General features: G+C 38.3%; 20 protein-coding genes. 14 read left to right on the forward strand and 6 right to left on the reverse strand.

The window, feature by feature from the left end; translation table 11 throughout:
- The first annotated feature begins 355 nt into the window (after positions 1-355).
- From PQ459_08300 to PQ459_08315, 4 genes are all read left to right on the forward strand, one after another.
- Positions 356-2,287 (forward strand): heavy metal translocating P-type ATPase, encoded by a 1,932-nt coding sequence (locus tag PQ459_08300; protein ID WDF48465.1) that lies wholly within the window; start codon positions 356-358, stop codon positions 2,285-2,287.
- 235 nt (positions 2,288-2,522) lie between these two features.
- On the forward strand, positions 2,523-4,256 hold the full coding sequence (locus PQ459_08305; protein ID WDF48466.1) for a cellulase family glycosylhydrolase: 1,734 nt from the start codon (positions 2,523-2,525) through the stop codon (positions 4,254-4,256).
- Between the two features lie 135 nt (positions 4,257-4,391).
- Positions 4,392-6,860, forward strand: coding sequence for a hypothetical protein (locus PQ459_08310; GenBank protein WDF48467.1), 2,469 nt, complete (start codon positions 4,392-4,394; stop codon positions 6,858-6,860).
- A gap of 128 nt (positions 6,861-6,988) precedes the next feature.
- Positions 6,989-7,288 carry an MGMT family protein gene (locus PQ459_08315; GenBank protein ID WDF48468.1) on the forward strand — a complete coding sequence of 100 codons (300 nt, stop codon included), beginning with the start codon at positions 6,989-6,991 and terminating at the stop codon, positions 7,286-7,288.
- Between the two features lie 109 nt (positions 7,289-7,397).
- On the opposite strand, the gene PQ459_08320 is transcribed toward PQ459_08315, so the two are convergent.
- From PQ459_08320 to PQ459_08330, 3 genes are all read right to left on the reverse strand, one after another.
- Positions 7,398-9,908, reverse strand: coding sequence for a M1 family aminopeptidase (locus PQ459_08320; GenBank protein ID WDF48469.1), 2,511 nt, complete (start codon positions 9,906-9,908; stop codon positions 7,398-7,400).
- Positions 9,909-10,000: 92 nt separating this feature from the next.
- On the reverse strand, positions 10,001-10,795 hold the full coding sequence (locus PQ459_08325) for a thymidylate synthase (protein ID WDF48470.1): 795 nt from the start codon (positions 10,793-10,795) through the stop codon (positions 10,001-10,003).
- Positions 10,796-10,927: 132 nt separating this feature from the next.
- Positions 10,928-11,677: a glucose 1-dehydrogenase gene (locus tag PQ459_08330; GenBank protein WDF48471.1), complete on the reverse strand. Its 750-nt coding sequence runs from the start codon at positions 11,675-11,677 to the stop codon at positions 10,928-10,930.
- A 427-nt stretch (positions 11,678-12,104) separates the two neighbouring features.
- Here PQ459_08330 and PQ459_08335 point away from each other — a divergent pair, with 427 nt between their 5' ends.
- From PQ459_08335 to PQ459_08350, 4 genes are all read left to right on the forward strand, one after another.
- A complete protein-coding gene (locus PQ459_08335; GenBank protein ID WDF48472.1) occupies positions 12,105-13,316 on the forward strand; it encodes a membrane dipeptidase in 1,212 nt (403 codons plus the stop codon).
- A 337-nt stretch (positions 13,317-13,653) separates the two neighbouring features.
- Positions 13,654-14,679: a histidine kinase gene (locus PQ459_08340; GenBank protein ID WDF48473.1), complete on the forward strand. Its 1,026-nt coding sequence runs from the start codon at positions 13,654-13,656 to the stop codon at positions 14,677-14,679.
- 10 nt (positions 14,680-14,689) lie between these two features.
- Positions 14,690-15,283, forward strand: coding sequence for a hypothetical protein (locus tag PQ459_08345; GenBank protein ID WDF48474.1), 594 nt, complete (start codon positions 14,690-14,692; stop codon positions 15,281-15,283).
- Positions 15,284-15,295: 12 nt separating this feature from the next.
- Complete coding sequence (locus PQ459_08350; protein ID WDF48475.1) at positions 15,296-16,021, forward strand: LytTR family DNA-binding domain-containing protein; 726 nt, start codon at positions 15,296-15,298, stop codon at positions 16,019-16,021.
- A 53-nt stretch (positions 16,022-16,074) separates the two neighbouring features.
- On the opposite strand, the gene PQ459_08355 is transcribed toward PQ459_08350, so the two are convergent.
- The 3 genes from PQ459_08355 to PQ459_08365 form a co-directional block, all read right to left on the reverse strand.
- Entirely contained in the window at positions 16,075-16,515 is a 441-nt protein-coding gene (locus PQ459_08355; GenBank protein ID WDF48476.1) for a hypothetical protein, read from the reverse strand.
- Positions 16,516-16,642: 127 nt separating this feature from the next.
- On the reverse strand, positions 16,643-18,067 hold the full coding sequence (locus PQ459_08360; protein ID WDF48477.1) for an HD domain-containing protein: 1,425 nt from the start codon (positions 18,065-18,067) through the stop codon (positions 16,643-16,645).
- A gap of 420 nt (positions 18,068-18,487) precedes the next feature.
- Positions 18,488-19,042: an L-threonylcarbamoyladenylate synthase gene (locus PQ459_08365; GenBank protein WDF48478.1), complete on the reverse strand. Its 555-nt coding sequence runs from the start codon at positions 19,040-19,042 to the stop codon at positions 18,488-18,490.
- A 249-nt stretch (positions 19,043-19,291) separates the two neighbouring features.
- Between PQ459_08365 and PQ459_08370 the strand changes: the two genes are divergently transcribed.
- The 6 genes from PQ459_08370 to PQ459_08395 all read left to right on the forward strand — a co-directional run bounded on the left by PQ459_08370 (position 19,292) and on the right by PQ459_08395 (position 26,587).
- Positions 19,292-19,768, forward strand: coding sequence for a hypothetical protein (locus PQ459_08370; GenBank protein ID WDF48479.1), 477 nt, complete (start codon positions 19,292-19,294; stop codon positions 19,766-19,768).
- 422 nt (positions 19,769-20,190) lie between these two features.
- Positions 20,191-22,737 (forward strand): TonB-dependent receptor, encoded by a 2,547-nt coding sequence (locus tag PQ459_08375; GenBank protein ID WDF48480.1) that lies wholly within the window; start codon positions 20,191-20,193, stop codon positions 22,735-22,737.
- Positions 22,738-22,767: 30 nt separating this feature from the next.
- The gene (locus PQ459_08380; GenBank protein ID WDF48481.1) at positions 22,768-23,952 is read left to right on the forward strand and encodes a hypothetical protein; all 1,185 of its coding nucleotides are present in this window, start codon (positions 22,768-22,770) and stop codon (positions 23,950-23,952) included.
- Between the two features lie 636 nt (positions 23,953-24,588).
- The gene (gene pepE, locus PQ459_08385; GenBank protein WDF48482.1) at positions 24,589-25,281 is read left to right on the forward strand and encodes a dipeptidase PepE; all 693 of its coding nucleotides are present in this window, start codon (positions 24,589-24,591) and stop codon (positions 25,279-25,281) included.
- 10 nt (positions 25,282-25,291) lie between these two features.
- Positions 25,292-25,978 carry a hypothetical protein gene (locus PQ459_08390; protein WDF48483.1) on the forward strand — a complete coding sequence of 229 codons (687 nt, stop codon included), beginning with the start codon at positions 25,292-25,294 and terminating at the stop codon, positions 25,976-25,978.
- Positions 25,979-25,981: 3 nt separating this feature from the next.
- Positions 25,982-26,587, forward strand: a complete 606-nt coding sequence (locus tag PQ459_08395; GenBank protein WDF48484.1) for an HD domain-containing protein — start codon at positions 25,982-25,984, stop codon at positions 26,585-26,587.
- Positions 26,588-26,634 lie beyond the last annotated feature (47 nt).

Below are 26,634 nucleotides of genomic sequence, written 5' to 3' on the forward strand. Positions count from 1 at the left end.
TATTTTGAACCTGAGTTCGATTATAATTTACTCGGTAACATTTGACCATAATAGCGTTATGCAATTATCAATAGCGTCGAGCTTTAGCTCGATGTAGAATTTGCAAAATTAAAGGCTTTAGCCGAAACTTAGCATCAGATTTTGACTAAAGCCAGTTTCGACTCCATTAAATCATTAGGTAAAGCCTAACGCAAGAGTTGTTTGATTGAACATCGGTTTTTGTCAGTCTGAGGCTCGCGAAGACTCACAATATTTATTTTTCAGCCAAACGCTAACAGCCATTTGCCATCAGCCAACAAAGTTTGCAATAGCATTGCATTCCCAATACCGCTACATTTGTTAAAAATTATTCGATATGGAAGAATGTTGCGGTACAAAACCAAAAAAAGAATACAACCACGAAGGTCACGACCACAGCGACCACGACCATTCGCACAGCAATTCCAAATTGGGATTAATTATAAGTCTAGTCATCTTTTTTTCTGGATTAATATTAGATTTTTGGATTGAGGCAGATTGGTTTACAGAAAATGTTTGGCTAAGATTCAGTTGGTATTTCGTGTCTTATGTTTTGGTGGCGTTTTCGGTGTTCAAAGATGCATTTCAATTGGCCAAAAGTTTTGATTTTTTCAATGAGTTTTCGTTGATGGGAATCGCAACAATTGGCGCTTTTGCAATCGGCGAATTTCCGGAAGGTGTTGCCGTGATGCTATTTTACACGATTGGCGAAATGTTTCAGGAATCCGCAGTTAACAAAGCCAAAAATAATATCAAAGCCTTATTGGATGTTCGTCCAAAAGAAGCGACAGTTTTTCGAAATGATAAATGGGAAACGATTGCACCTAATGAAGTGAAAGTCGGTGAAAAGATTCAAATTAAAGTTGGCGAAAAAGTGCCTTTGGATGGAATTTTAATCTCAGAAAAAGGAAGCCTCGACACATCAGCTTTGACGGGCGAAAGCAAACCTTCATCCATCAAAAAATCAGAAACTGTTCTTGCCGGAATGTTGAATCTTGACCAAGTCATAGAGGTCGAAACAACCAAATTATTTGAAAATAGTTCCATCGTCAGAATCTTGGAAATGGTTCAGGAAGCAAGTTCCAGAAAAGCAAAAACCGAATTATTCATCCGAAAATTTGCTAAGGTTTACACGCCGATTGTATTTGTTTTAGCATTATTAATAACATTTATTCCTTACTTTTTTATAGATGATTACATTTTCAGAGATTGGCTTTACCGAGGTTTGGTTTTCCTTGTGATTTCTTGTCCTTGTGCTTTGGTAATTTCCATTCCGTTAGGTTATTTCGGTGGAATAGGAGCGTCTTCCCGAAACGGAATTCTATTCAAAGGTTCCAATTTCCTGGATTTGATTGCAAACGTCACAACTGTTGTGATGGACAAAACTGGAACCTTGACGAAAGGTGTTTTCAAAGTTCAAAAAGTGGTAACCAATGATATTTCTGAATCCGAATTTCTATCAATTTTATCATCAGTCGAAAGTCATTCAACACATCCGATTGCAAAAGCGATTTCCCAATTTCATCCATCAAACCAAACGCCGGAATCTGTAGAAGAGATTTCTGGAAAAGGCATCAAAGCTGTCATTAGTCAAAAACAAATTCTTGCGGGAAACACTCAATTGCTGAAAAGTTTCAATATTAATTATCCTTCAGAATTAGACCAAATCGTGGAAACAACAGTTGTTTTGGCAATCGATAATCAATATAAAGGTTACGTTTTGATTTCGGATGAAATGAAAGAAGATTCAGAATTGGCAATTAAAAATCTGAAAAATGCTGGCGTCAAAACAATGATGCTAAGCGGAGACAAAGATGCATTGACTCAAAACATCGCCCAAAAATTAGGAATCGATTCCGCATTTGGTGGTTTACTTCCGGAGGGGAAAGTGGATAAATTACAAAACCTCAAAAATAATCCAAAGGAAATCGTTGCATTCGTAGGCGACGGAATCAATGATGCACCGGTTTTAGCCTTGAGCGAGGTTGGAATTGCAATGGGCGGATTGGGTTCAGATGTCGCGATTGAAACCGCCGACGTCATCATCCAAACCGACCAACCTTCGAAGATTTCGACAGCGATTAAAATCGGAAAAGCGACGAAGAAAATTGTTTATCAAAATATTGCTTTAGCTTTCGGAGTTAAAATAATTGTATTGATTTTAGGCGCTGGCGGATTGGCGAATATGTGGGAAGCGGTTTTCGCCGATGTTGGCGTTGCGTTGCTTGCAATCCTGAATGCAGTCCGAATTCAGAATATGAAATTTTAAGCTTAAACCACAAAAGTCACAAAAGAGAAAGTGATAAAAAATTCTTTTTAAGAAGAGCAAAAAGAAATTTGAAGAGATTATTATGTTGTTTTCAAGTATAAGGCACTTAACTTTTGTGCCTTTTGTGGTTGAAAGGTAGCAGTCCTTTTTTAATAAAAATTTATTGTGGATTTTAAAGTTATCCAAATTCCTTTTCCGATAGAAAAATAATATTATCTTTATCAAAATCAAAATTATGAAGAGACTCGTATTTTTTTCTGCACTTTTATTGTCTCAATTCGGGACAGCTCAGGGGTTTTTAAAGACTCAAGGTCAGAAAATTGTAGATTCAAAAGGTGAGAATGTTTATTTGAAAGGCCTGGGATTGGGCGGCTGGATGCTTCAGGAAGGTTATATGCTGAAGACCGATGACTTTGCCGGACCTCAATTCAAAATCAAAGAAAAGATTGTAGAAGTCGCTGGTGAAGATGGCAAAAATGAATTTTACAAAGCCTATCTCAAAAATGGAATCACCAAAAAAGACATCGATTCCTTGGCAAAATGGGGATTCAATTCCATCAGATTGCCTATGCATTACGACCTTTATACGTTGCCCATCGAGAAAGAAAAAGTGAAAGGTGAAAATACTTGGCTGGAAGAAGGTTTTGTGATGACAGATAACTTGCTGAAATGGTGCGAGGACAACAAAATCTATTTAATATTAGACCTTCACGCTGCGCCAGGCGGACAAGGCAACGACGCGAATATCTCTGATAACGACAAATCTAAACCGAATCTTTGGGAAAGCGAGGAGAATCAGAAAAAGACCATCGCACTCTGGAAAAAACTGGCAGAACGCTACAAAGACAAAGAATGGATTGCGGGTTATGATATGATTAATGAACCAAATTATGGTTTCACTGGCAAGAACCCAAACGGAACCGATGAGATGTCCAATGCGTCGCTTTGGAAACTTCAAAAAGATATTTCGGACGCCATCAGACAAGTGGATAAAAATCACATTATTATCCTCGAAGGAAATGGCTGGGGAAATAATTATAATGGTCTGCCGAAACTTTGGGACGACAACTTGGTCTTGAGTTTTCACAAATACTGGACGACCAACGCACCAGAATCTATTCAGAATATTGTTGATATGCGTCAAAAGCTGGATGTTCCGGTTTGGTTGGGCGAAACTGGGGAAAATTCCAATGTTTGGTTTACGGAACTCAATCAGTTATTATTGAAAAACAACATCGGTTATGCTTATTGGCCGATGAAAAAGATTGATAATATTGCGGGCGTGACGAATGTGAAAATCACTCCAGATTATCAAAAATTATTGAACTATTGGAAAAACGGCGGACAAAAACCAACGAAGGAATTTGCTAGAAAAACCTTAATGAAAATAGCTGACAACTACAAAATGGAAAATGTGGAAGTCAAAAAAGATGTCATCGATGCGATGTTCCGACAAGTGAATGATGAAAGTACAAAACCTTACAAAAAACACGTTGCGCCGGGAAGAATCTTTGCGACAGACTATGATTTGGGAAGATTCGGAAGTGCTTATTCAGACAATGATTTCCAAAATGTTTGGGTGTCAACCGGCAATCGTACGGAATGGAACTCAGGAAACAAAATGAGGAATGACGGCGTTGATATTTACCTTTGCAAAGACAAAATCACCAACAAATATTTCGTTGGGAAAACCGAAAAAGGCGAGTGGCTTCAATATACTGTGAAAAGTTCTGCGACAAGAAAGTACAAAGCCAGTATTCGCTACAATAATGAATCCAGTCAAGCTTCTGAATTGGTCATTAAAACCGAAGATGGAGACGACTTGGGAACTATCAAACTACCGCCGACAGGCAAAGGAATCTGGAAGACGGTTTCTGTAAACAATGTAGCTCTCGTAAAAGGCGAAAACAAGTTAAGACTGTACTTCGAAGCTGGAAATGCCAACCTCAATTACTTCGAACTGAATTAATAAAATTGTCAATAAACTATTCGAAACATCTCATATTATCTGTGAGATGTTTTTTATTTTCATAAATTTAAATGTTTGGCTGATAAATTGCCTACAGCTTAAGGTTAAACCTAATTTAAAAAATAATTTAAAAATATGATGAAATCGCTTTACCTGCTTTTTTTCTCAATTTCCTTCTCGATGCTGTATTCGCAAAGCACACTTACCGTTACGAGGTCGGACAATCAAAAGCCCATCAAAGGTGCGGCTGTTTCTTGCAACGGCAGAGTTTTGGGCAGGACCAATGACAAGGGAATCGTCACTTTTACGACCAAATGTCCAAAGGTGGATGTAGAGATAGACAACTTTATCGGCGATGAAGTCGTGGTGGATAAGGTGATGGAGCTGGCGCTGGACCGCGATAACATCAAATCAAATCAAATACAAGGCGTCACACTTTCCAACGAAAGTGACCCACGCGCCTTGGCGATTATCGAACAAACTTTTAAAAGATTCAAAGACAATTCTCCTAATGCCTTGGATTCTTATTCCTATAAATCTTATGAGAAAATGTCATTCGATTTGGATGAAGACAGCATCAAGGATTATTCGAGATTTGTGGAAGCAAGGAAAGATTCTCTTTCCAGAGCGACCAACAGATTGCTTCCAAAGAAAGAAAAAGACAAAAAAGATTCTATCGAAGGCGAGCAGATGATGTCTGTTGCCAAAGACAGCAAGTTTTTTTTGTGGGAACGTGCGATGGAATTTCTTTATTCCAAAAAATACGGCGAGAAAGTCAATATTCTTGATAATAGAATCTCAGGTTTAAAAAATCCGGTTTACGAAATGCTCGCTTTAAGGTCCAACAGAGATAAAATCCCAAGAGAGATTCTTCCGGAAAATAAAAGCCTTTACAGATATTTCCTGACAGATTCCATCGAAATCGAAGGCCGAATGAACTACGTCATCAGATTCCGACAAGTGGATTACAAAGTTCCAATCAATAGAAGAAAATACAATGGTTACCTCTACATCGATAAAGATTCTTACGCCATCAAAAAAATTGACAGCAACAGCAAGGTGAAGTCGGATGGAAACATTACGTCAGTATGGGTTCCTATTAATGACAAATGGTTTCTGAAGACTGAGAACCTTAAAATAAAAATGGGTGTTTCAGAATTCAATACCATTCAGAAGAAGGAAAATGAAACGGCTGAAGAGAAAAAGGCGAGACTCGAAAGTGTCAAAAAATTTGGTAATTATGCCTATATGAAAGCGGATTATTTCGACTTCAAAACGCCAGTGGAACTGAAGCCTTCGCAATTCAACGGTTACACGATGAGTGTTGAAAATACAGATGGAACATTGTTGAATCAATACAGAACAGACAGCCTTTCTGCAAGAGAAAAGCTCACTTATGTCAAAATCGACAGTCTTGGTAAAAAATACACTTTGGACAGAAAAGTAAAGGTTCTAACCGGATTGTTACGAGCAAAATTTACGGTCGGAATGGTTGACATCAATCCATTACAAACAAGATACAACCGGTATGAAGGTTTCCGATTGGGTGCAGGTTTCAAATTGAATGAAAAATTCAACAAATACATTTCGCCTGATGTTTACTTGGCTTATGGTTTCAAAGACCGTGGTTTCAAGTATGGTGCAGGAGTGGACGTGAAGACCACCTTGGCGAGAAATTCATTTTTCCGTTTCGAATATTTCAATGATGTGGCGGCTTCCGGACGATTCAGCCAAAATCTTTGGAGCGCAAAGATGGCCATCAACAACAGTGGAATGACCATCCGTAATGACAAATATTACAAATACGATGGTTTCAGATTTGGCTATCAGGTAGACCTTACCAACTCTTTGACCTTGGATGTTTCCGGGAAAAAACAGAATGAGGAATCTGGGATTCCGTACGAGTTTATGGGAATGTCCAGAAAGTTTGAGAACTTCAGCTCTACAGCGACCATTAAGTTTTCTCCAAACAGTAGAAATATTATGACGCCTTATGGCAAATATACCTACGAACAGAACTTCCCAGAGGCTTTTCTGAATTATGAGCAAGGCTACAAAAGCTTAGGCGGTGAGTTTAATTACAGCAGATTCGATGCTTTGATCACGCACCAATTCCGCAGTTCTTGGGGAACAACATTGGCCAGAGTTTATGGTGGCTATTATGTTGGGAAAGCACCAATGTGGCACCTGTTCGAGATGGGCGGTCTGGATGCCAATAGCGGAACCGGAATCTTGTCCAACTTCTCTCTGACCAGTTATTTAGGATTTGCGACGATGACGTCTGGGAAATATTTCAATGACAAATTTGCAGGCTATTATGTTTCGCACCGTATTCCGTGGTATTTCAAAAGTTTTGGAAAGAACACGAGTAGTTTCGACATCATTGCCAGAGGTATCATTGGTGATTTGAAGAATCCTGAGTATCATACGGTAGAGAACTTTTCCCCGCTGAATCATCTATATCAGGAAATCGGATTTGAATATAACAACTTTTTAAGTTCAAGGTTCAATCTGGCATTTTTCTACAGAGTGGGACATTACAATACCACCAAATTCAATGATAACTTCGGTGTTCAGTTGAAGTTCAAGTTGCTTGAGTTTTAATGTTTATAAGAATGATATAACGCACACTTTGTCATTCCGTAGGAATCTAAACTGCTGAGACTTACTTGAAATGACCAAAAGAATTTATTTTAAATATTTTTTGTTGATATAAATAATTTAAATAAAAAATGAACGACCTATTCAAACAACAGGTTTATGAGATTACGAAACTCATTCCAAAAGGAAGGGTTTCCACTTATTGCGCATTGGCAAAAGCGGTTGGTTATCCCAATCATTCCCGCCACGTTGGCAATGCAATGGGCGGTTGTCCGGCAGACGTCCCAGCACATCGCGTCATCAGCAGTTCGGGAAAATTATCGGTGCCAGCATTCCGGGAGCGTTTAGAAAAAGAAAATGTGGTCGTACAGGACAATTGGAAAATCAAGGATTTTAAAACACTTTTTTGGGACCCTTTGAAAGAATTATAAAACAGTAGAAAACTGCTGAAAAACAAGTAAAAAAAACCATCTCATTTGAGATGGTTTTTTCTTGTTGCCTTATTTAAATGATGTTAGAAATAAATGCATCATCTAACTTCTATTTATAAGCTTCCAAAGCTTTGTTGATTGCATCTACCTGTTGGTGGATGGTCGGGCTGTTTGGATTTGCTTTCAGGACTTCCATTTTCTTGGCAAGTCCATCTTTTAGCATTTGCACGATCATCATCTTCACTTGTGGATTGTCCGGGATCTGGGATTTGGCCTGAACCAAAACTTTCGTCACTTTCTCTGTCGCTTTCAGGTTGTCGGAGCTCATGATCCAGTTGTAACCTTCCTCAGCAGATTTTCCTAATACAGGATCTTGGAACTTGATGAAAGGGTAGAACGTCACAGATTGCCCGATAGCTGGCATATGTTTCTCGATCTTGTTTTTGACGATGATCGGAAGCAATTTTGTGATAAGGTCTTCCGAAGCTTTGTCTAGGTCGATCTTGTCTGCCAAAGCCGCTACTTTTGTTGGGTCGAGGTCAGCAATTCCTGCCAGTGATGCACCTTTCACAGCATTAGAAACCGCAGTCATCCCTTTCTCATATAGTGAAGCGTATTTTGCATTTTTGGTCTTTGTCAAAGCCGAGATCGCAGCCGCCTGAACCAAGGTCTTCGGGTCGTTGGAAGCTAGTTTTTCAACTTCTGCTGTCAAAGCCTTTGCCTGATCCGCATTGGAAAGGTCCATCTGTTCCAGAGCCTGCTCTCTCAATCGGAAGAAAGGGTCTTTAAGTGCCGCCGCCAACAATTTGATGACCACCGGATTCTTAGCATCTGCTTCTTTGATGGATGATAAAGCTCTGTATCTGTTCAGGAATTCTCTAGAATTGGTGAACTGTAATAAGTTTTGCTCAGGTGTCTTGGTTTCTGTGATCTCGGAAAGTAAGATTCCATCGGCATTGATGTTGATAAGGTCAGGCGTTTTGGAGGAATCAAATGTAAAGGTATTCTTCGCCTTTGCATCAACCCAAACATTGGTACGTTTTGGTTTTCCGTTGTCATAAACATCGATGGCAAGAGGAAATTCAAATGGTGTGTCCTGAGATTGGTTGATGATTACCGTCACTTGTTTTTTTACAGGCTCGTAGGTAGATGTGTAGCTCAGCTTCGGATTTCCGCTACCGAAATACCATTGGTTGAAGAACCAGTTCAGGTCTTTCCCAGACACTTTCTCAAAGGATAATCTTAATTGATGTGCTTCTCCATTTTGATACTCGTTGGTTTTGAGATAATCTGTCAAACCAGCGAAGAAAGCGTCGTCTCCAAGGTAATTTCTCAGCATATGAAGGATCCCGCCACCTTTGTTGTAAGTGATCGCATCGAAGACATCTTCACGGGAAGCATAATCAAATCTCACCAGATCTTTTTTGAATAAACCCGGATTGTGAATGTAGGCCGAAAGGTCGCTCATCAAATGGTGGTCGGCATTGTCTTTCCCATATTTATGCTCCTGCCAAAGATATTCTGAGTAGTTGGCGAAAGATTCATTGACCGTCAAATTGCTCCAACTCTCAGCTGTAACCAAGTCACCAAACCAGTGGTGGAAAAGTTCGTGCGCGATGGTATTTTCCCATTTGTTCTCATCGATGAGGTCGCCCGGTTTTTGCTGCGCCGATTCCTGATGAAGCGTTGCGGTCGTGTTTTCCATAGCGCCAGAAACATAGTCTCTACCTGTGATCTGTGCATATTTGGACCAAGGATAATCGTAGCCCAACCTTTTGGAATAGAACTCCATCATCTCTGGCGTCAATCCAAAAATTTGTTTTGCGTAAGGCTCATATTCTTTCTCCACATAATAATCGACGTCGATGTTTCTCCATTTATCCTTTACTACAGCGAAGTCGCCCACGCCCATAAAGAAAAGATAAGTGGAATGTCTTTTGTCCATCACCCAATGGTCTGTTCTAAGGTTTCCAGATTCTTTTTTAGAATCTTTCAGAAGTCCGTTGGAAAGTGTCACATATTGGTCAGGAACGGTCATATAGATTTCCTGAGTGGTTTTTTGATTGGATTTATCGATGGTTGGGAACCAGGCAGATGAAGATTCGGTTTCACCTTGCGTCCAGATTTGAGTCGGCTTGTCTTTGTCCTTGCCTTGTGCATTGATGAAATAAAGACCTTTTGCATCATTGATAGCCGCGCTTCCTTCCTGTTTTACCTCATTCGGACGAGCAGTGTATTTGATGTAAACCGTGTAATCCTGATTTTTTTGATAAGTTTTATCCAGCGTGATTTTCAGGACATCATTTTTATAATCAAATTTCAAAGGTGACCTGGAGCCGTTTTTGTCCAAAGCCACTTCGTGGATCAGCATTCCTTTGGCGTCAAGTGTCAATTCGTTTGTCGCATAGAAATAAGGACTTGCGGTCAGCCATTCTTCACCATTCATCTGTTCTTTCTGATAATCAAAATTGACTTTCAGTTTGGTATGTTTTAGCTCTGTAACTTTGGTATGTGTTGCTCTGTAAACTGGATTTCTACCAGAAGTTTCCGTTTGAGCAAAGATGGTATTTGAATTAAATATAGCACCCAGAAAAAGTGCAGCAATGAATATTTTCTTCATTTTATGAAATTATATCGTTGATTTATTTTAAAAGAGATAAGTGTTGATTTTTAGGAAAATGTTACAAAAAAAGCGGGAAATTCCCGCCTGTTTTATATCGCCACCGGCGCCTTGATTCCCGGATGTGGGTCATAATTTTCCAAAGTGAAATCCTCAAAATCAAAATCAAAAATATCTTTGATTTCAGGATTCAGTTTCATTGTTGGTAACGGTCTGGTTTCTCGGGAAAGCTGTCTGTTAACCTGCTCGAAATGATTATTATAAATATGAACGTCACCAAATGTGTGTACGTAATCGCCAACTTCAAGTCCTGTAACCTGCGCCACCATCATCAATAAAAGTGCATAACTCGCAATGTTGAACGGAACGCCCAAGAAAACATCCGCACTTCTTTGGTATAACTGAAGTGACAATCTCCCATCCGCAACATAAAATTGAAATAAGGCGTGACAAGGTGCCAAAGCCATATTTGGGATTTCCGCAGCGTTCCAGGCAGAAACGATCAGCCTTCTGGAATCCGGATTTTTTTTGATTTGCTCAATCACTTCCGAGAATTGGTCAACCACTTTTCCGTCAGCACCGCTCCAACTTCTCCATTGCGCACCATAAACAGGACCTAGGTCGCCATTTTCATCTGCCCATTCGTTCCAGATGGAAACGCCGTTATCCGTCAGATATTTGGTATTCGTATCACCTTTGATGAACCAAAGCAATTCATAAATTATCGATTTCAAATGAACCTTTTTCGTCGTCACCAAAGGAAAACCTTTCGACAAATCATAACGCAATTGGTAACCGAAAACGCTTCGTGTTCCAGTTCCGGTTCTGTCGGTTTTATCGGTTCCGTTATCTATAATATGCTGAAGTAAATCAAGGTAGTTTTGCATTTTTGAGGCTAATAATTAGGAGTACAAAATAAAGAATTTTTAATTTAAAAATCAGTCAAAAACACAAATATTAGTGATAGAAAAAAGCATCCACAAATTGTGAATGCCTTAATATTTTTATGATTCAAAATCTTAAACTGCCGTGTAACCGCCATCCACAAGATAATAGCCGCCCGTCATAAAAGATGATTTTTCTGAACTTAAGAACAGGACCAATTCCGCAACTTCTTCCGATTTCCCAAGTCTTCCCATTGGATGTTTCGCAATCAGTGCTTCCTTCATATCGCCACTCGCACTTTCCAGCAAAGGCGTTTCAATATAAGCAGGTCCCACTGAGTTACAGCGGATATTTTTCTTTCCGTATTCTGCACCAATATTTTTTGTCAATCCAACAACGGCGTGTTTTGCAGCAGTGTAAGCGGACGAAAGTGGAGCCGCAACTGTTCCGTGGATTGATGCGATATTTACGATAACGCCGCCACCATTTTTCTCCATTTGACTCAATTGGTATTTGCAACCGTAGAAAACGCCATCTAGATTCACATTCAGAACTTTTTTCCAGCTATCGATGCTGTAATCTCCTGTGGTTGCCTGTTCACCACCAATTCCAGCGTTGTTGCAGGCGATGTCCAATCTGCCATAAGCGTCAACGGTTGCTTTTATCAAGGCTTCAACCTGTTCCGGATTTGATGTGTCGGCTTTTACGAAAGTCGCTTCTCCGCCAGTTGACTTTATGTCTTCAACTGCTGATTTTCCGTGTTCTTCATTGATGTCTGATACAATTACTTTTGCACCTTCTTTTGCGTATAATTTTGCGATGGCAAGTCCGATTCCGGAACCTGCACCTGTAACCAAAGCTACTTTATTGTCAAGAATTTTCATAATAACTGAATTGTTTAATTATGAATCACAAGCAACAATAAATATGCAAATCGCAATCACCAAAAGTTAATAATTTCATAAATGATTCACTATGAAACAATGGTGAAATTTTCCATCGATACAATCTTTGTATTCATCTATAAAAATGCCTTGTTTGTATATCAGATTTGATTTTAAATTTTCTCCGACGCAATTTTGATTCATAAAACAGAAAAGGAAATCCTTAATAATTTTTCAATATCAAAAGAATATTTGACGACATAAGAAAGCATTTATAGATTTGGGCAGCTTTTCCGCCTTCCACTCCCGCTATTTTTGCCGGCGTTAAACCCACGCAAAAAATGAGCTCCGTTCAAGTCGGGCTGCGAAAGATTCACCGAGATTATCTTTTAGCTTAAATTTATACCATTCAAAAACTTTATAAAAAATGGAATCCATTCAAAATAACTGGTCAAGACGAAAATTCATATTTACATTGGGTGGCGCAGGCGCATTTGTTCTCATCAATCCTTTTTCATCCTGGACTTTCGCAAACAACTCGGAGGACGAAGTTGCGAAGATAGTGGCCAGGACATTTGGAATTGACACCCACAATCATATTGATGTTCCCTTGAATCTGGCAGAACTTCCCGGTCCAAAACTCGACCTTATGGGAGAAATCAAAAAATCTGGATTGTCCGGTATGGTGATGACTTTTGCGGTAGATTATCAAAAGTTGACCAGAGAAGGCGAAGCTTACGAAAGATTTTTAAACGGCCTTACAGCAATGGACAATGTCTTGGAAAGCAACGCGATAAAAAGAGCTTTGAATCTGGCCGACCTGCAAGCGGCTAAAAAGTCGAAGAAACCAATTGTCATTCAATCCGTGGAAGGCGGTCATTTTTTAGAAGGCAAGATTGAACGTTTGGAAGTGGCTTACAAGCGTGGTTTAAGACATTTGGGTCTGCTGCACGACAACGATGCTTCTGTTCCGCTGGGTGATGTTTTTACAAATCCTCCAAAATGGGGCGGATTGACGACTTTTGGTGCAGACGTGGTGAAAGAATGTGAACGGCTTGGTATTTTGGTAGACCTTTCCCATTGCGATGACAATACCATCAACGGCGCACTCAAGATAGCTACAAAACCGGTTCTGGTATCTCATACCGGACTCAATACACGTTTGGGGAATAATGAATTGATGTCCAAAATGATGCGGCCAAGATTAATCAGTGAAGCACAAGCGAAAATCGTTGCAGAAAAAGGTGGCGTGATTGGCGTCTGGACACATCTCGCCGAATCGCCGACAGAATTTGCCGCTAACATAAAAGCAATGGTAGATATCGTTGGGATAGACCACGTGGCCATTGGTACAGATACGAAGATGACGCCGGCTTACCATTCACCAAACGACAATTGGGGACAGAGTCAGGATAAACCGAAATTAGAAGTAAATCCCAATAATGATAGTAAGCCCAAGCAAGAAAACAAAAAACACGCAGAAAAAACCACTAATACCAATTGGGAAAACCAGAAGCGTGGATTCTACTACACTGTTGTTGAAGCCTTATTGAAGGCTGGTTTCAATGAAAAAGAAATTGGTAAAATCGGAGGCGGAAACTATTGCAGAATTTTTGATGAAGCAACTAAAGGACGATAAGAAACTTTTTCAAGTATATTTTAAAAAATCCCAATGATGATGAATTTATGAAGTGAACTTTTTGCAAGACCAAATGCAGCTGCGATGAAGAAAGAAAATGAAAAGACAATGAAGAAGCGGTTTTGTAAAAAGTTTTTTATTAAAAATAGCTTGTTAAGAATTTCAGATAAATTGTCTGAATCTTTTGAGAAGTTAAATTAAAATGAATGAACGATGCTGGAAAAAATCTTAAATTCACTTCTTGAAAATTTTCATAAATCCAATATTTTCAGGAATTTAAACAAATTCAAATTTTAGAAAAGATAGGAATTTCAAGTCTTTAATCCTTAATATATAAATGATAAAAATCAAAAATAAAAACCTCGAAATCAGCCTTCATCTCTTGATTTGGCTGGTTTTGTTTTTTCTTCCTGCAGCATTCACCATTGGTTCGGACACGGACTGGAACGGGATTTTCAAACATTTTTGGTTGCAGTTGGTTTTTCTTGCTATCATATTGTATGTCAATAATTTTGTTCTCGTAAAATGGCTTTTTGATGGTAAGAAAATTTGGTTTTATGTCTCAAACGCCGCGCTTCTGATTTTTTTGATTTTCATTAAAAGTCAAATTTTCGAGTGGCTGGAACCACAAAAGCCTAGAATGTTCGGGAGACGGCCACCAGACGGAATACGCTATTTTTTTGACTTCCTGATTTATCTGATTCCTGTAGCATTTTCAATCGCAATTAACGCAAGTAAAAGAATGAAGAAAGCCGAAGAAATGAAAATCGAAGCCGATAACATCAAACTGCAATCCGAACTCAAACATCTGAAATACCAGTTGCAGCCGCACTTCTTCTTTAATTCTCTCAATAATATTTATTCCTTGATTGATTTTGATTCCGAGAAGGCGAAACAAAGCGTTCATAGCTTAAGCAAATTGATGCGTCATCTTTTGTACAAAACGGATGTCGATAAAATCAGCCTTTCCGAAGAAATCGAATTCCTGAATAAATATATCGATTTGATGTCCGTGCGATTGAATGATAAAACGAAGGTCTACACCAATTTTCCAACGCGCATTCCCAATTTGGAAATTGCGCCTTTACTTTTCATTTCGATTGTTGAAAACGCTTTCAAACACGGCGTTTCGGCTACGCAACATTCCGATATTAGTTTTAAAATGGAAATTGTTGAAGACGAAATTCACTTCACAGCGTCAAACTCCAATTTTCCAAAAACCGACACGGACAAAAGCGGTTCCGGAATTGGCGTAGAAAATCTGCAAAAAAGACTTAACTTGCTTTATCCCGAAAAACACGAGTTTCATTCTTGTTTGAATGACGGAATGTACATTGCGGAAGTGAAATTGAAAACGAAGTAAGATTCAATCTATGAAAAAACTTTTGACATTATTTTTATTATTGATTTTGATTGGATGTTCAAAATCTAAATTTGATATTGAAGAAAGAAACGAAGATATAAGCTCGATTATAAAAACAGTTATTGAAACAGATAGCCTCAATGTTTCGAAAAATAATCCTGAAAATAACAAAATTGTGCAGTTTCTAAAAAAGGTAAAAGTTGTTCTTCCTAATCCTGATAAAAATATAATTAGTCCTCCAAATAGAGACGCTAGAGAATTAGATGAAATTTATAATTCTAAATCTGAAAGAGTTTTCAGCAAAAATGATTCACTTTATTTACTGTCTCAAAATACCAATCCGGATAGTTTAGAAATTAGCAATAAGCTGAAAGTAAAATATAATTACTCTCAACTTTCTAAAATTTTAAAGGATAGAGATAATGGGAATTATTATCAATATTATGAATTTGAAATTCCTCTGTTTTCTAAGGATAACAAAACCGCTTACATCGAATTAAATTATCATTCTAAAGGTTATTTTGGAAAAGGAATTGCCTACATTCTTAAAAAGGAAAATGATAAATGGAAAGTGGTTGATAGAACATTAACTTGGATAAACTAAAAGACATAGATAATGAAAAAAATAACCTGCCTCATTGCCGACGACGAACCAATGGCTCTCAGTTTAATCGAAAGTTACGTTCTCAAAACTCCTTTTCTGGAACTGAAAGCCAAATGCAACAGCGCAATCGAAGCAATGCAGGTCTTGGAAGAAGATAAAGACATCGATGTATTTTTCCTCGATATTCAAATGCCGGATTTATCTGGTCTGGAATTTTCAAAACTTGTTCCGCAAAACAAAAAAATCATTTTCACAACCGCCTTTGACCAATATGCGATTGATGGTTATAAAGTCAACGCTTTGGATTATCTGTTGAAACCTTTTGATTACAATGAATTTTTGAGTGCAGCCACAAAAGCCCGGAATTATTTTGAATCACAACAACCAGTTTCAGTATCAAAGCCTGAAAAAAAGCAGGAATTTTTCTTCGTAAAATCAGAGTACAAGCAAATCAAAATCAACTTTTCCGAAATTCTCTACATCGAAGGTTTGAAAGATTATGTCAAAATTTATCTGAAAGACAATCCGAAACCAATTCTCACTTTGATGAGTCTGAAAAAGCTGGAAGAAGAATTGCCATCTGATAATTTTATGAGAATCCATCGGTCCTTTATCATTGGCCTGGATAAAATCGAAGCCATCGAAAGAAATCACATCGTCATAGGAAAAGAACAAATTGCCATTGCTCCAAATTACAAAGATGCGTTGATGGAATATATTGGCGCAAAGAGTTTGTAAATTCCCATTCTTTGGAGGGGTGGAGATTCGCCTAAGCGAATTGACGGGGTGGTTTATAAAATCTCAACAATCTTCTGACCCATATTATTCAGAGAAAATACATCACCTTTCTGTTTTTCATTCATCGCTTTTGCCAGCGGAGATTCCGGCGAAATACAAATGATTTTCTCACTATCAATTTTAATCTCACCTAAGGAAACCGAAATGAAAAACAAACCTTTTTCAGTTTTTACAATGGCACCTTTTTCGGCTTTGTCATTTGGTTTTGGCAAAACAGTTTTGAGGAACTCCTTTTGTTTCAAAATCTCATTCAGCTGAATTTGAAGGTTGTTGATTTCCTGCTGCAGCATTTCTCTTCCCGTTTCATACTTGTCGCCCATCGAGCTTTTGGTGTCGTTGCTAGATGCGCGGGTTTCTGAAATCAGTTTTTCAAAATTCTCGATTTTTTCGGAGAGTTTCGTTTTGATAATTTGTAATAGGTTTGATTTCTCCATAGAGATTTTCTAGTTGTCAAACTCTCGCCGATTAAGCAGATTGAGCAGATTTTTTTAATTAATTAAATCTGCAAAATTTGCTTAATCGGCGAGATGATTATTTTTTAAGATGAAAAATTCACAAAGATTATTTTACTAAAGTCAATCCTAATTTCTCAGCTTCATTAATCACAAATTCTCTGGCTTCAACCTTGTCATTTTGAATTTCGCCTTCCAAAATTGCTTCTTTTACTTTTTCTTTCAGAATTCCGATTTCTCTGCCAGGATTTAAACCAAAAAGTTCCATAATTTCCTCACCCGAAATCGGTGGTTGAAAGTTTCGAACTTGGTCTTTCTCCTCAACTTCTTTGATTTTCTGCGCAACGTATTCAAAATTCTTTTTGAACTTAGCTTGCTTAGAATAATTCTTGGTCGTGATGTCCGACTTACAAAGTGTGAACAAGTCTTCCAAATCTTCTCCGGAATCGAAAAGCAAACGTCGCAATGCAGAATCCGAAGCATCATCCGTAATCAGCGCAATTGGTCTGGCGTGCATTCTCACAAGTTTTTCCACATATTTTTGCTCTTGTCCAAGTGGAAGTTTCAACCGTTTGAAGATTGATTTTGTCATCTTCGAGCCTAGAAATTCGTGACCGTGGAAAGTCCAGCCGATTCCTTCTACAAACTTTTTCGTCGGTGCTTTTCCGATGTCGTGCAGTAGCGCTGACCAACGAAGCCAAAGTTTATCGGTGCTTTCCGAAATATTATCTACGACTGCCAAAGTGTGATAGAAATTATCTTTGTGCGTTTGTCCATCGATGTCTTCGATGCCTTTTAGTGCGGTAAGTTCTGGGAGAATATATTTTAAAAGTGAAGTTTCTTCCAACAATTTCAAACCTTTTGAAGGTCTGTCAGAAAGCATTATTTTGTTGAACTCCACCATAATTCTTTCCATCGAGACAATTTTCATTCTCTCTGCTTCATCTTTGATGGCTTTCAAAGAATTTTCTTCGATTTTGAAATCCAAAGTTGTCGCAAAGCGAATCGCCCGCATCATTCTGAGTGGGTCGTCGGAATAGGTTTGATGCGGTTCTAGTGGCGTTCTCAGGATTTTTTTGTTCAAATCCTGAAGTCCGTTAAAAGGGTCGATGAGTTCGCCAAAATTTTCTTTGTTCAATGAAATCGCCATTGCATTGATGGTAAAATCTCTACGTTTTTGGTCATCCTCAATGGTTCCAATTTCTACGGATGGTTTTCTCGAATCCTCGCTATAGCTTTCTTTTCGCGCGCCAACAAATTCCAGTTCCAAATCCTTGTATCTGAACATCGCTGTTCCATAGGTTTTGAAAACCGCGACTTTCGTTTTTGGGTCGATCTCTTTGGCGATGCTTTCCGCTAATTCGATTCCGCTGGATTCTGTGACGAAATCTATATCGGTTGGCACTTTTCTTTTCATTATCAAATCACGAACGAATCCGCCAACAGCGTAAACGGTTTGTCCGTTTCTGGAAGCGACTTCAGAAATGATCTTGAAAAGTTTGAGGTTTTTATTTTGAGCTAAGTTGATAATCATCGGAAAATAAAATATTAGGTCATTGTGATCATTAATCGTTTATCAATTATCACTTATGATAATGGGCAAAGATAATTCTTTTGGGAAAAGTTCCTACTATGCGAAGCTGCGTAAGCGATAGTAGCGGTTATCCTTTCTTGTGGGCTTGCCAGCCCATAAGAAAGATAATAGCGGATAGCGCGGTCTCCCTATTTTTTGCGTGGGCTTTAGCTTCGGGAAAAATAGGGAGATACGCCCAAATTGTTATGAATCAGGACATTTTGACTTTTAATTTGAGGTAGAAATCTGAAATCGAGAAATTCTGTCCGCAAAAATCTTTCGGTATTTCTTTTGCGATAAGAGTAAATACAAAAAGTAGTTTTTTTTCATAGTTTATTTTTCCGGCGGATGATCTTGCGAGAGGTCATCCGCTGGTTTTTTTTATTCGCGAAGAATTTTGATCTGGCTGTTGTTCCAGATCTTGATAACGGACGAGCCGGGATATTCCGAAACCTTGTCGTGAAATTCCTCTACAATGTGATCCACCGAGTTTTTGATCTCGTCGGAAATATCAGAAAACTTCAAAGGTGATCTTTGTCCGCTTAGGTTTGCGGAGGTGGAGACCAAAGGTTTGTTGAGTTTTGTAATGAGCTTTTTGCAGTAATCATTTTTGACCAAACGGATTCCGATGCTTCCATCTTCTGCCAATAATTCTTTCGGGAGATTCTTTGGATTTTCATAGACGATTGTCACGGGTTTTTCGCTGACGTCCATTATTTGCCAGGCTATTTCGGGAACATCTACCAGATCTTGCAGCCGTTTCTCGGACTCGACCAAGATGATGAGTGATTTGTTGGCTTCACGCTTTTTGATGTCGAATATTTTTTGGATGGCTTCTATATTAGTAGCGTCGCAACCGATTCCCCAGATGGTGTCTGTCGGGTAAAGGATGGTTCCGCCGGATTGCAAGGTCTCTAGAGCTTTGGTAAAATACATATTGAAAATTGTATTGATTCTGTTCAGCTGCAAATTTACTAATTATAGAAAGATGATTGTCCTTTTATATAGAGACTCAAAAATGCTGTGTTGAATCAGAGTTTGAATTGTTGGAAAATGCAATTTTAAATTGTTGATTATGAATTAATAATCGAATTAATTTGTTAAAAAATCAATCATAATCGGTATTTGGATGATGTTTGGTTTAAAAATTGTTGCTGTTCGAACTTTAATTCAAACAAAAATATTATGAAAAATTTGAAGAAATTACTTTGGGTATTGTTACCTGTCCTCACCTTGTCGGTGGTATTGTCGTGTTCTAATGACGACGACGATTATGATGATGCTAATGAGAATAGTAAGAATATCAAATTCACGGTCACTGCAACGGACGTGGAGGATCAGGATTATGTTTCCTTTGTTTTCGTAGGCGCGGACCTAAACAATTCCAACACGGTTTGGAAAGTGAATGGCGTGACAAAAAATAACGAGACCGCAATTTCTTTGGGTAAAAATGATTTTCTAGGAAGCACCAAAACCTACGTCATAGAAAGTACGACGCCTTTGAGATTGGTAACCACAAGCTCACAATGTCTGAATCCAGGTGCTGACAATCCTCCATTCAAAGTGAGTTTCAAAGCTGAGGTGAATGGAAAAGTGGTGACGAATGACGAGAATTTCACAGTGACTTCCACGTCAGACTATTCTCATAAATATGATTATTAAATAGAGATACGATCCAACTATAATAAAAAAAGACGCTTTTTCAAGTGTCTTTTTTTTGTTTGACTCTACTCGAAAATAGAGTTTTTGATGGTCACTGAACTGGAGTGCAAAGTTTTTAAAACATTTGGAAACCCCAAACGACTGTAATTTTCGGGAATTTCGGAATGTTAACATATTTTTAAAAATTCAAACCGCTCATTTTTAGTGCTTTAAATAGTTTAAGGATTTTTTGCAGTCAAAATTATCTGCTTCAAATTTAACAAATGGTGAACAGACTTTTAAATAGCCTTAACCTGTTAACCTGGATTTAACATAATCTTGATTTTCGTAACAGGATGTTAAAAAATAGTTGTTAATTCTTATACATTCGGATTGCTTTCCAAAGCATTTCTTTGGCAACGAAGAAAAAAGGAAAGAAAAAAATGAAAGCAAAAACAATAGGCATTAGTGCTTTGTTTCTTTGTATGTCAACCACAATGTTGTTGGCGCAAACTACACAGGATACGCTGAAAGGCGAGAAGAAGATCGATGAGGTGAAGATCATCGGGAACACGAAAAAGGGGAGCGAGTCTAATCTCATCTCCACCCAAAGAAAATCTGCGGAGATCATAGAAAGAGTGGGCGCGGTCCAACTTTCTAAGCAAGGTATTGGCGACGTGGCCACCGCTGTTACAAAAGCTACCGGAACTGTAAAGCAGGAAGGCGGAAACACGATCTCTGTTCGAGGTTTGTTGGACCGCTACAACGCTACCACTATGAATGGCCTGCCAATTCCGTCGGATGACCCCGAAAACAAAAACATTGACCTATCATTACTCAAAACAGATATCATAGATTACATTTCTCTGGAGAAGGTTTTCAATCCAAGATTGATGGGAGATTTTGGAGGTGCCAATATCAACATCGTTTCCAAAGAGTATTCTGGTAAAGGTTATATTACGTTTGGACTAGAAAGTGGTTATAACGTTCAAAATTCCAAAACAGATAAATTTTTATTACAGGATGGTCCTAATTTTTTCGGAACCAAAGTTCAGAAGATTCCTTCAAATGCATTATCAGGTTACAATTTTCAAACAAGCTGGAATTTCAAAGATGCCTTTGGCCCATCGATGTTGATGCCAATTAATACGGGAATGAATCTGCAAGGTGGTAAATCTTTCAAAATAGGTGAACAAGGTAAACTAAACACTTTTGCCTTCGTTGGATTCAACAATGATTTTACATATAGGGAAGGATCTGAAGGACAGTTTGGAGGGCAGGAAACTATTTTCAAGTCTTTCGATAAGGTTCAGAAATACGCCTACAAAACCAATACGACCGGACTACTCAATTTATTTTATAGAATTAATGCCAACCATCAGTTAAAATGGATCACAAATTATATCCATTCCACAGATCAGGAAGCAAAGATCTTTGAAGGGTACATTCGTGATTATGCTGAAAATAATGGTGGGTATGTAAGAAGAGCAGATTATAAAATAACCAATACTTTGATCAACCAATTAGGTGGTGATCATAAATTTGGAGACAAATTCTCTATCAACTGGATTGCAGGTTACAATTACCTAAACAGCCAAAGACCAGACAGGATTACCAATACCTTGGTGCGAAATGATGATGCAGAAGGTACATATACTGCAACTAGAGAAACAGGTCTTAATAACCGTTACTATGACAATTTGGATGATAAAGAGTATACAGGAAATGTAACTTTCAATTATGATCTGAACGACAAATTTAAGATTGCAGCAGGATATCAGGGACGTTTCAAAAAAAGAACATTCTTCTCCAAGCAAATAGATTTCAAATGGAGAAATGATATTGCGCAACCTCTTAAAATCTCAGATCCAAATAATGTAGACCAGATTTTCAATTCTTATAATTATGCCAAAGGTTTCTTTGATATCTCAAGTAACTTCGGAGCAGCCAGTGAACTAGTTCCTATCCTTTACAACGGAGATCAGGATGTAAATTCTGGATTTGCAAACATAGACTATAAGTTTTCTGATAAATTGATGGTACAGGTTGGTGCTAGATATGACAAAATAAGACAATATGTAGAATGGCAGACTAATTTCAAAACGTACAATGTCAATGATGTTGAGATTTATAATATCGAAAAAAATTATAACAAGTTTTTACCTGCAGTCAATGTAAAATATTCTATAAATGACAGGCAGAATCTAAGACTCGCAGCATCCAGAACCTATACACTTCCACAGCTGAAGGAAATGGCACCATATATCTATATTGATATTACAGAAACCACTCAAGGTAATCCATTCCTAAAACCTTCTGACAATAATAACTTAGATCTGAAATGGGAGTATTTCCCAAAATCAGGCGAGGTGATTTCATTTACTGGGTTTGGAAAATACATCCAGAATCCAATCTCAAAAACCTATATCAATTCCTCAGATCCTTATTTCTCTTATCTTAATGCAGGGGACTGGGCATATGTGTATGGTATTGAGGCAGAAGTAAGAAAAGACCTTTTCAGTTTCGGTAGTGGATCCAAACTCTACACTTTTGTTAATGCGACTTATATGGATTCCAAAGCAGAATTGGATACAGACAAAGTAAACAGAGAAAATAGATACTCGGTAAACTTCGATGTGAAAGAAGATAAATTACAGGGAGCTACAGATTTTGTAGCCAATGCAAATCTTGGACTCAATCACAAATGGAACAGTGGAAACGAATTGGACTTGGTAGCATCCTACTCTTATGTAGGCAATTACATCTACTCCATCAGTACAAATACTATTGGAAACATTGTGCAAAAACCAATCAATATGTTGGATTTTACAGCGAAGTTCAGATTCCAGAATAATATAGATTTCGGTATTTCACTTAAAAATCTTCTCAATCCAGAAATCAAAAGAATTCAGGAAAATGACATCAATTCCGAAACTTATAACTTCAAAAGAGGACAAGTTATCGGCGTAAACGTAGGTTATAAATTTTAATAATAAATCAATAAATAAAAATAAATTACAATGAAAAAGTTAATCTCAAGTGCATTAGTTCTTTGCACACTATCTCTTACAACAGTTTCAGTTTTTAATTCTTGTTCTTCTGACGAGGATACAACAATTACACCTAACCCAAGCAACGTCACAATCGACCCGAATAACTTCAAAGGAACATTAAACCCTGGCGATAAATTGGTTTTAGACGCAACTGTTACATACCGTATGACTGGTGCAATCGTAGTAAGTAACGGAGCTGAATTGACAATTCCTGCAGGTACAAGAATCATTTGTTCGGGCGGTACTACAACTTATTTAGCTGTAGCACAAGGCGGAAAAATTTTCTCAAATGGTACAGCTGCTAGTCCAGTTATTTTCACTTCTGCAGCTACAACTCCTGCAAAAGCAGATTGGGGGGGTATCGTAATCTGTGGAAAAGCGCCTATCAATGCTGGGGCAACTGCAACTTCTGAAGTGGCTAGTTTAACTTACGGTGGTACAGAAGTAGCTGATAACAGTGGTTCTATCACTTACACACAAATCAGATGGGCTGGAGCCAGATTCAGCGATACAAAAGAATACAACGGGCTTTCTCTTTTCGGAGTTGGTAACGGAACTAAAATCGACGGCGTTTCTGTAATCGATGGAGCAGATGACGGAATAGAATTCTTCGGCGGTACAGTAAACGTTAGCAACATTGTTTCTGTAAACAATGATGATGATGCTTTTGACTGGACAGAAGGCTGGAATGGTACAGCAACCAATGTTTTTGCAAAAAGAAATTCTGCAACTGTTGGAAACAGAGGTATAGAAGCAGATAATAACGCAAATAATAATAATGCAACACCAATGTCTAACCCAACTATCAAAAATGCAACTTTCATCGGGTTCGCAACTACAGATAACGAAGGTGCAGGAACTAACTTGTTCAGAGTTGGTACTGGTGCTACTTTGGATAACGTTGTATTCTCTGGATGGGCTACAGCAATTACTATTCAGCACGATGCAACTATTGCAAACCTAAACGGTAAAAACAAATTCACAAACATCAGATTTGACAATGTAACTACAAAAGCGGTAACGATTGCTTCTGCTTCAGGGTCTGTAGCTCAGCCTGCTGCTGCTGGGACTTATACTGAAAAAACAGATGCAACAGGAGCGGGTAGTGGTACTTCTACACCAGCTTGGGCTTCTTCTTGGGCAGGATTATAATTTCTTTTTTCTTCATATCAAATCAAATTTATTTGAGCCCGCAATTCACTGCGGGCTTTTTTGTATTTTCTATTTCATAACATATAATGCTAATAAAAAGCCGCAGAGCGGCGCACTGTTAGTAGAAAAATCAACAATCAATAAGAACCAAAACTCCGTAGGAGCGCCCTGCTAATATCAGAAATAGCTTATTATTAATATCAGACTACCTGCAACTTATATTCTTGCTCCTGCAAATTATGTTGGAGCACCTGTAACTTATATTCTTGGTCCTGCAAACAATATTCTTGCTCCTGTGATTTATATTGGAGCACCTGTAACTTATATTTGAGCATACGGAAGTTATATTCTTGCATCAATAAACAATATTCTTACATCTGGGAGTTATATTCTTGCATCCGGAAATTATATTTGAGCATCCGGAAACAATATTCCTGCATCCGGAAGTTATATTGGAGCATCTGGAAACAATATTCCCGCATCCGCAAAATAATTTCAAAAAACTTCAAACTATTTTCTATCGCCATAAAAAACATTTCCCGAAATTTGAACTATCAACTATCAACTATCAACTATCAACTATCAACTATCAACTATCAACTATCAACTATCAACTATCAACTATCAACTATCAATATGAACATCATCCTCGCATCCACCTCCACACTCTTCGGCGGACAATATTTGGAATACCTCAAACCAAAACTCATGAATTTGTTTGAAGGCATAACAGATATCATCTTCATCCCATTTGCCAGACCAGGCGGCATCTCCCACGATGACTACACGCAGAAAGCCAAAGATTTCTTTTCAACAATTAATATCAATGTCAAAGGCCTTCACGAGTTCGAGGATAAAATAGAAGCGGTCAATTCTGCGCAGGGATTCTTCACCGGCGGCGGGAACACATTTCTATTAGTAAAGACCTTGCACGAATTAGGATTAATGAATGTCTTGAAGCAAAATATAGAATCAGAAAAACCATATCTCGGTTGTAGCGCAGGCAGCAACATCGGCGGCGTCAATATGAAAACCACCAACGATATGCCCATCGTCTATCCATCAAGCTTCGATTGTATGGGATTGGTTCCGTTCAATATCAACCCACATTACCTGAACCCAAATCCCGAGATTAAACACAACGGAGAAACCAGAGAAACCAGGATCAAAGAATTCCTGACCCAAAATGACATCAAAGTTGTTGGCCTGAGAGAAGGCAACTGGATCCGAAGACTCGGAAACCGAGTGACCACAGAAGGCACAGAATTGACAAGGATCTTCGAAAAAGGAAAAGAACCGTACGAGGTAGATCCCGGATATGAACTATAAATTAGTCGATATGAAAAAGAAAGTCGGATTTTTATTAATGACAATTGGCCAGCTCTATTTTGCACAAGCCAATTATGTAATTAAAGGCGGATCAAAACGCTTTGATGCTCACATTACCGTTCAGACGTGTGATGACGAAAGTTGCAATGGAAAAGGAATTGTAAAATTAATCGACAAAAAGACAAATCAACTTTTCCAAACTTTTGAATCGGATGATCTCAGTTTGTTTTTGGACAAAGATCAGAAACCAACGGTGAACGTCATACAATTGTACAACGAGCAGAGTCCTTTGATCTTTGACGATTTTAATTTTGATGGCTCTGAGGATTTAGCGATTAGGAATGGCAATCAAAGTGGTTACGGCGGACCTTCATATGACGTTTATGTTTATCACGCCACCAAAAAACAATTTGTCCCAAGTGATGAATTGACAAGTCTGGCCTATGAAAACCTCGGAATGTTCCAGACCGATCACGATAGAAAACGCCTCATCACCTTTGCAAAATCCGGATGTTGCTGGCACATCACCACAGAATATGCCGTTATCCCAAAAAAGGGACTTCAAAAAGTTTATGAATTTGAGGAAGATGCAACTGGCGGCGGAGAATTCGTAAAAGTAATCACCCGAAATCTCATTAATAACAAATGGGTAAGCAAAACCAAAAAATATAAAATAAGCGAGTATTATAAAGATTAAGGAATGAAGATTCAGAAAGAAATAGATTTCATCCTGGCAATAGATGCTTTGAAGAATATCAACAGAAGAAATTACAACGCCGACGATTCCAGACGAGAAAACACCGCAGAACACAGCTGGCAGATTGTTGTCTTGGCACAGATCCTTTATCCTTATGCAAAGGATAATCAGGACATCAATTTATTGAGAGTAATCAGAATGCTGTCTATCCACGACCTCGTAGAAATTGACGCTGGCGACACTTTCCTTTTTGATGAAGTTGGAATGCAGGACAAATTCGAACGGGAAAAGATAGCTGCAAAAAGAATCTTCGGAATTTTGGATGAGCCTCTCTCAACAGATTTTTACAACCTCTGGATTGAGTTTGAAGAGGAAAAAACGCCCGATGCAATTTTTGCCTGCGCCATCGATAGAATCATGCCATTCATCCTCAACGCCCACACCTCGGCAAAGAGTTGGACAGAAGCTGGCGTGACCGAAAAACAAGTGAGAACCATGCTGGAAAGTGCAATTTGCAGAGCTTCGGATGATTTGGGAGATTGTTTTAGAATTTTAATGGATAGATGTTTGGATGATAATAAAATAGTAAGAAACCCAATTGTGGAATAAAACAAAAAAATGCCCCGAAATTTTCCGGGGCATTTTATATTTAGAAT

Source organism: Chryseobacterium sp. KACC 21268, assembly GCA_028736075.1.
In the GTDB taxonomy this organism is placed as follows: Bacteria; Bacteroidota; Bacteroidia; order Flavobacteriales; family Weeksellaceae; genus Epilithonimonas.

Excerpts from the sequence above, each read along its gene's own strand:
- PQ459_08300 (WDF48465.1), top strand. The coding sequence starts at position 356 with ATGGAAGAATGTTGCGGTACAAAACCAAAAAAAGAATACAACCACGAA.
- PQ459_08335 (WDF48472.1), top strand. The coding sequence starts at position 12,105 with ATGGAATCCATTCAAAATAACTGGTCAAGACGAAAATTCATATTTACA.
- PQ459_08305 (WDF48466.1), top strand. The coding sequence starts at position 2,523 with ATGAAGAGACTCGTATTTTTTTCTGCACTTTTATTGTCTCAATTCGGG.
- PQ459_08340 (WDF48473.1), top strand. The coding sequence starts at position 13,654 with ATGATAAAAATCAAAAATAAAAACCTCGAAATCAGCCTTCATCTCTTG.
- PQ459_08375 (WDF48480.1), top strand. The coding sequence starts at position 20,191 with ATGAAAGCAAAAACAATAGGCATTAGTGCTTTGTTTCTTTGTATGTCA.
- PQ459_08370 (WDF48479.1), top strand. The coding sequence starts at position 19,292 with ATGAAAAATTTGAAGAAATTACTTTGGGTATTGTTACCTGTCCTCACC.
- PQ459_08325 (WDF48470.1), bottom strand. The coding sequence starts at position 10,795 with ATGCAAAACTACCTTGATTTACTTCAGCATATTATAGATAACGGAACC.
- PQ459_08315 (WDF48468.1), top strand. The coding sequence starts at position 6,989 with ATGAACGACCTATTCAAACAACAGGTTTATGAGATTACGAAACTCATT.
- PQ459_08355 (WDF48476.1), bottom strand. The coding sequence starts at position 16,515 with ATGGAGAAATCAAACCTATTACAAATTATCAAAACGAAACTCTCCGAA.
- PQ459_08365 (WDF48478.1), bottom strand. The coding sequence starts at position 19,042 with ATGTATTTTACCAAAGCTCTAGAGACCTTGCAATCCGGCGGAACCATC.
- PQ459_08320 (WDF48469.1), bottom strand. The coding sequence starts at position 9,908 with ATGAAGAAAATATTCATTGCTGCACTTTTTCTGGGTGCTATATTTAAT.
- PQ459_08350 (WDF48475.1), top strand. The coding sequence starts at position 15,296 with ATGAAAAAAATAACCTGCCTCATTGCCGACGACGAACCAATGGCTCTC.
- PQ459_08380 (WDF48481.1), top strand. The coding sequence starts at position 22,768 with ATGAAAAAGTTAATCTCAAGTGCATTAGTTCTTTGCACACTATCTCTT.
- PQ459_08360 (WDF48477.1), bottom strand. The coding sequence starts at position 18,067 with ATGATTATCAACTTAGCTCAAAATAAAAACCTCAAACTTTTCAAGATC.
- pepE (WDF48482.1), top strand. The coding sequence starts at position 24,589 with ATGAACATCATCCTCGCATCCACCTCCACACTCTTCGGCGGACAATAT.
- PQ459_08330 (WDF48471.1), bottom strand. The coding sequence starts at position 11,677 with ATGAAAATTCTTGACAATAAAGTAGCTTTGGTTACAGGTGCAGGTTCC.
- PQ459_08345 (WDF48474.1), top strand. The coding sequence starts at position 14,690 with ATGAAAAAACTTTTGACATTATTTTTATTATTGATTTTGATTGGATGT.
- PQ459_08390 (WDF48483.1), top strand. The coding sequence starts at position 25,292 with ATGAAAAAGAAAGTCGGATTTTTATTAATGACAATTGGCCAGCTCTAT.
- PQ459_08395 (WDF48484.1), top strand. The coding sequence starts at position 25,982 with ATGAAGATTCAGAAAGAAATAGATTTCATCCTGGCAATAGATGCTTTG.
- PQ459_08310 (WDF48467.1), top strand. The coding sequence starts at position 4,392 with ATGATGAAATCGCTTTACCTGCTTTTTTTCTCAATTTCCTTCTCGATG.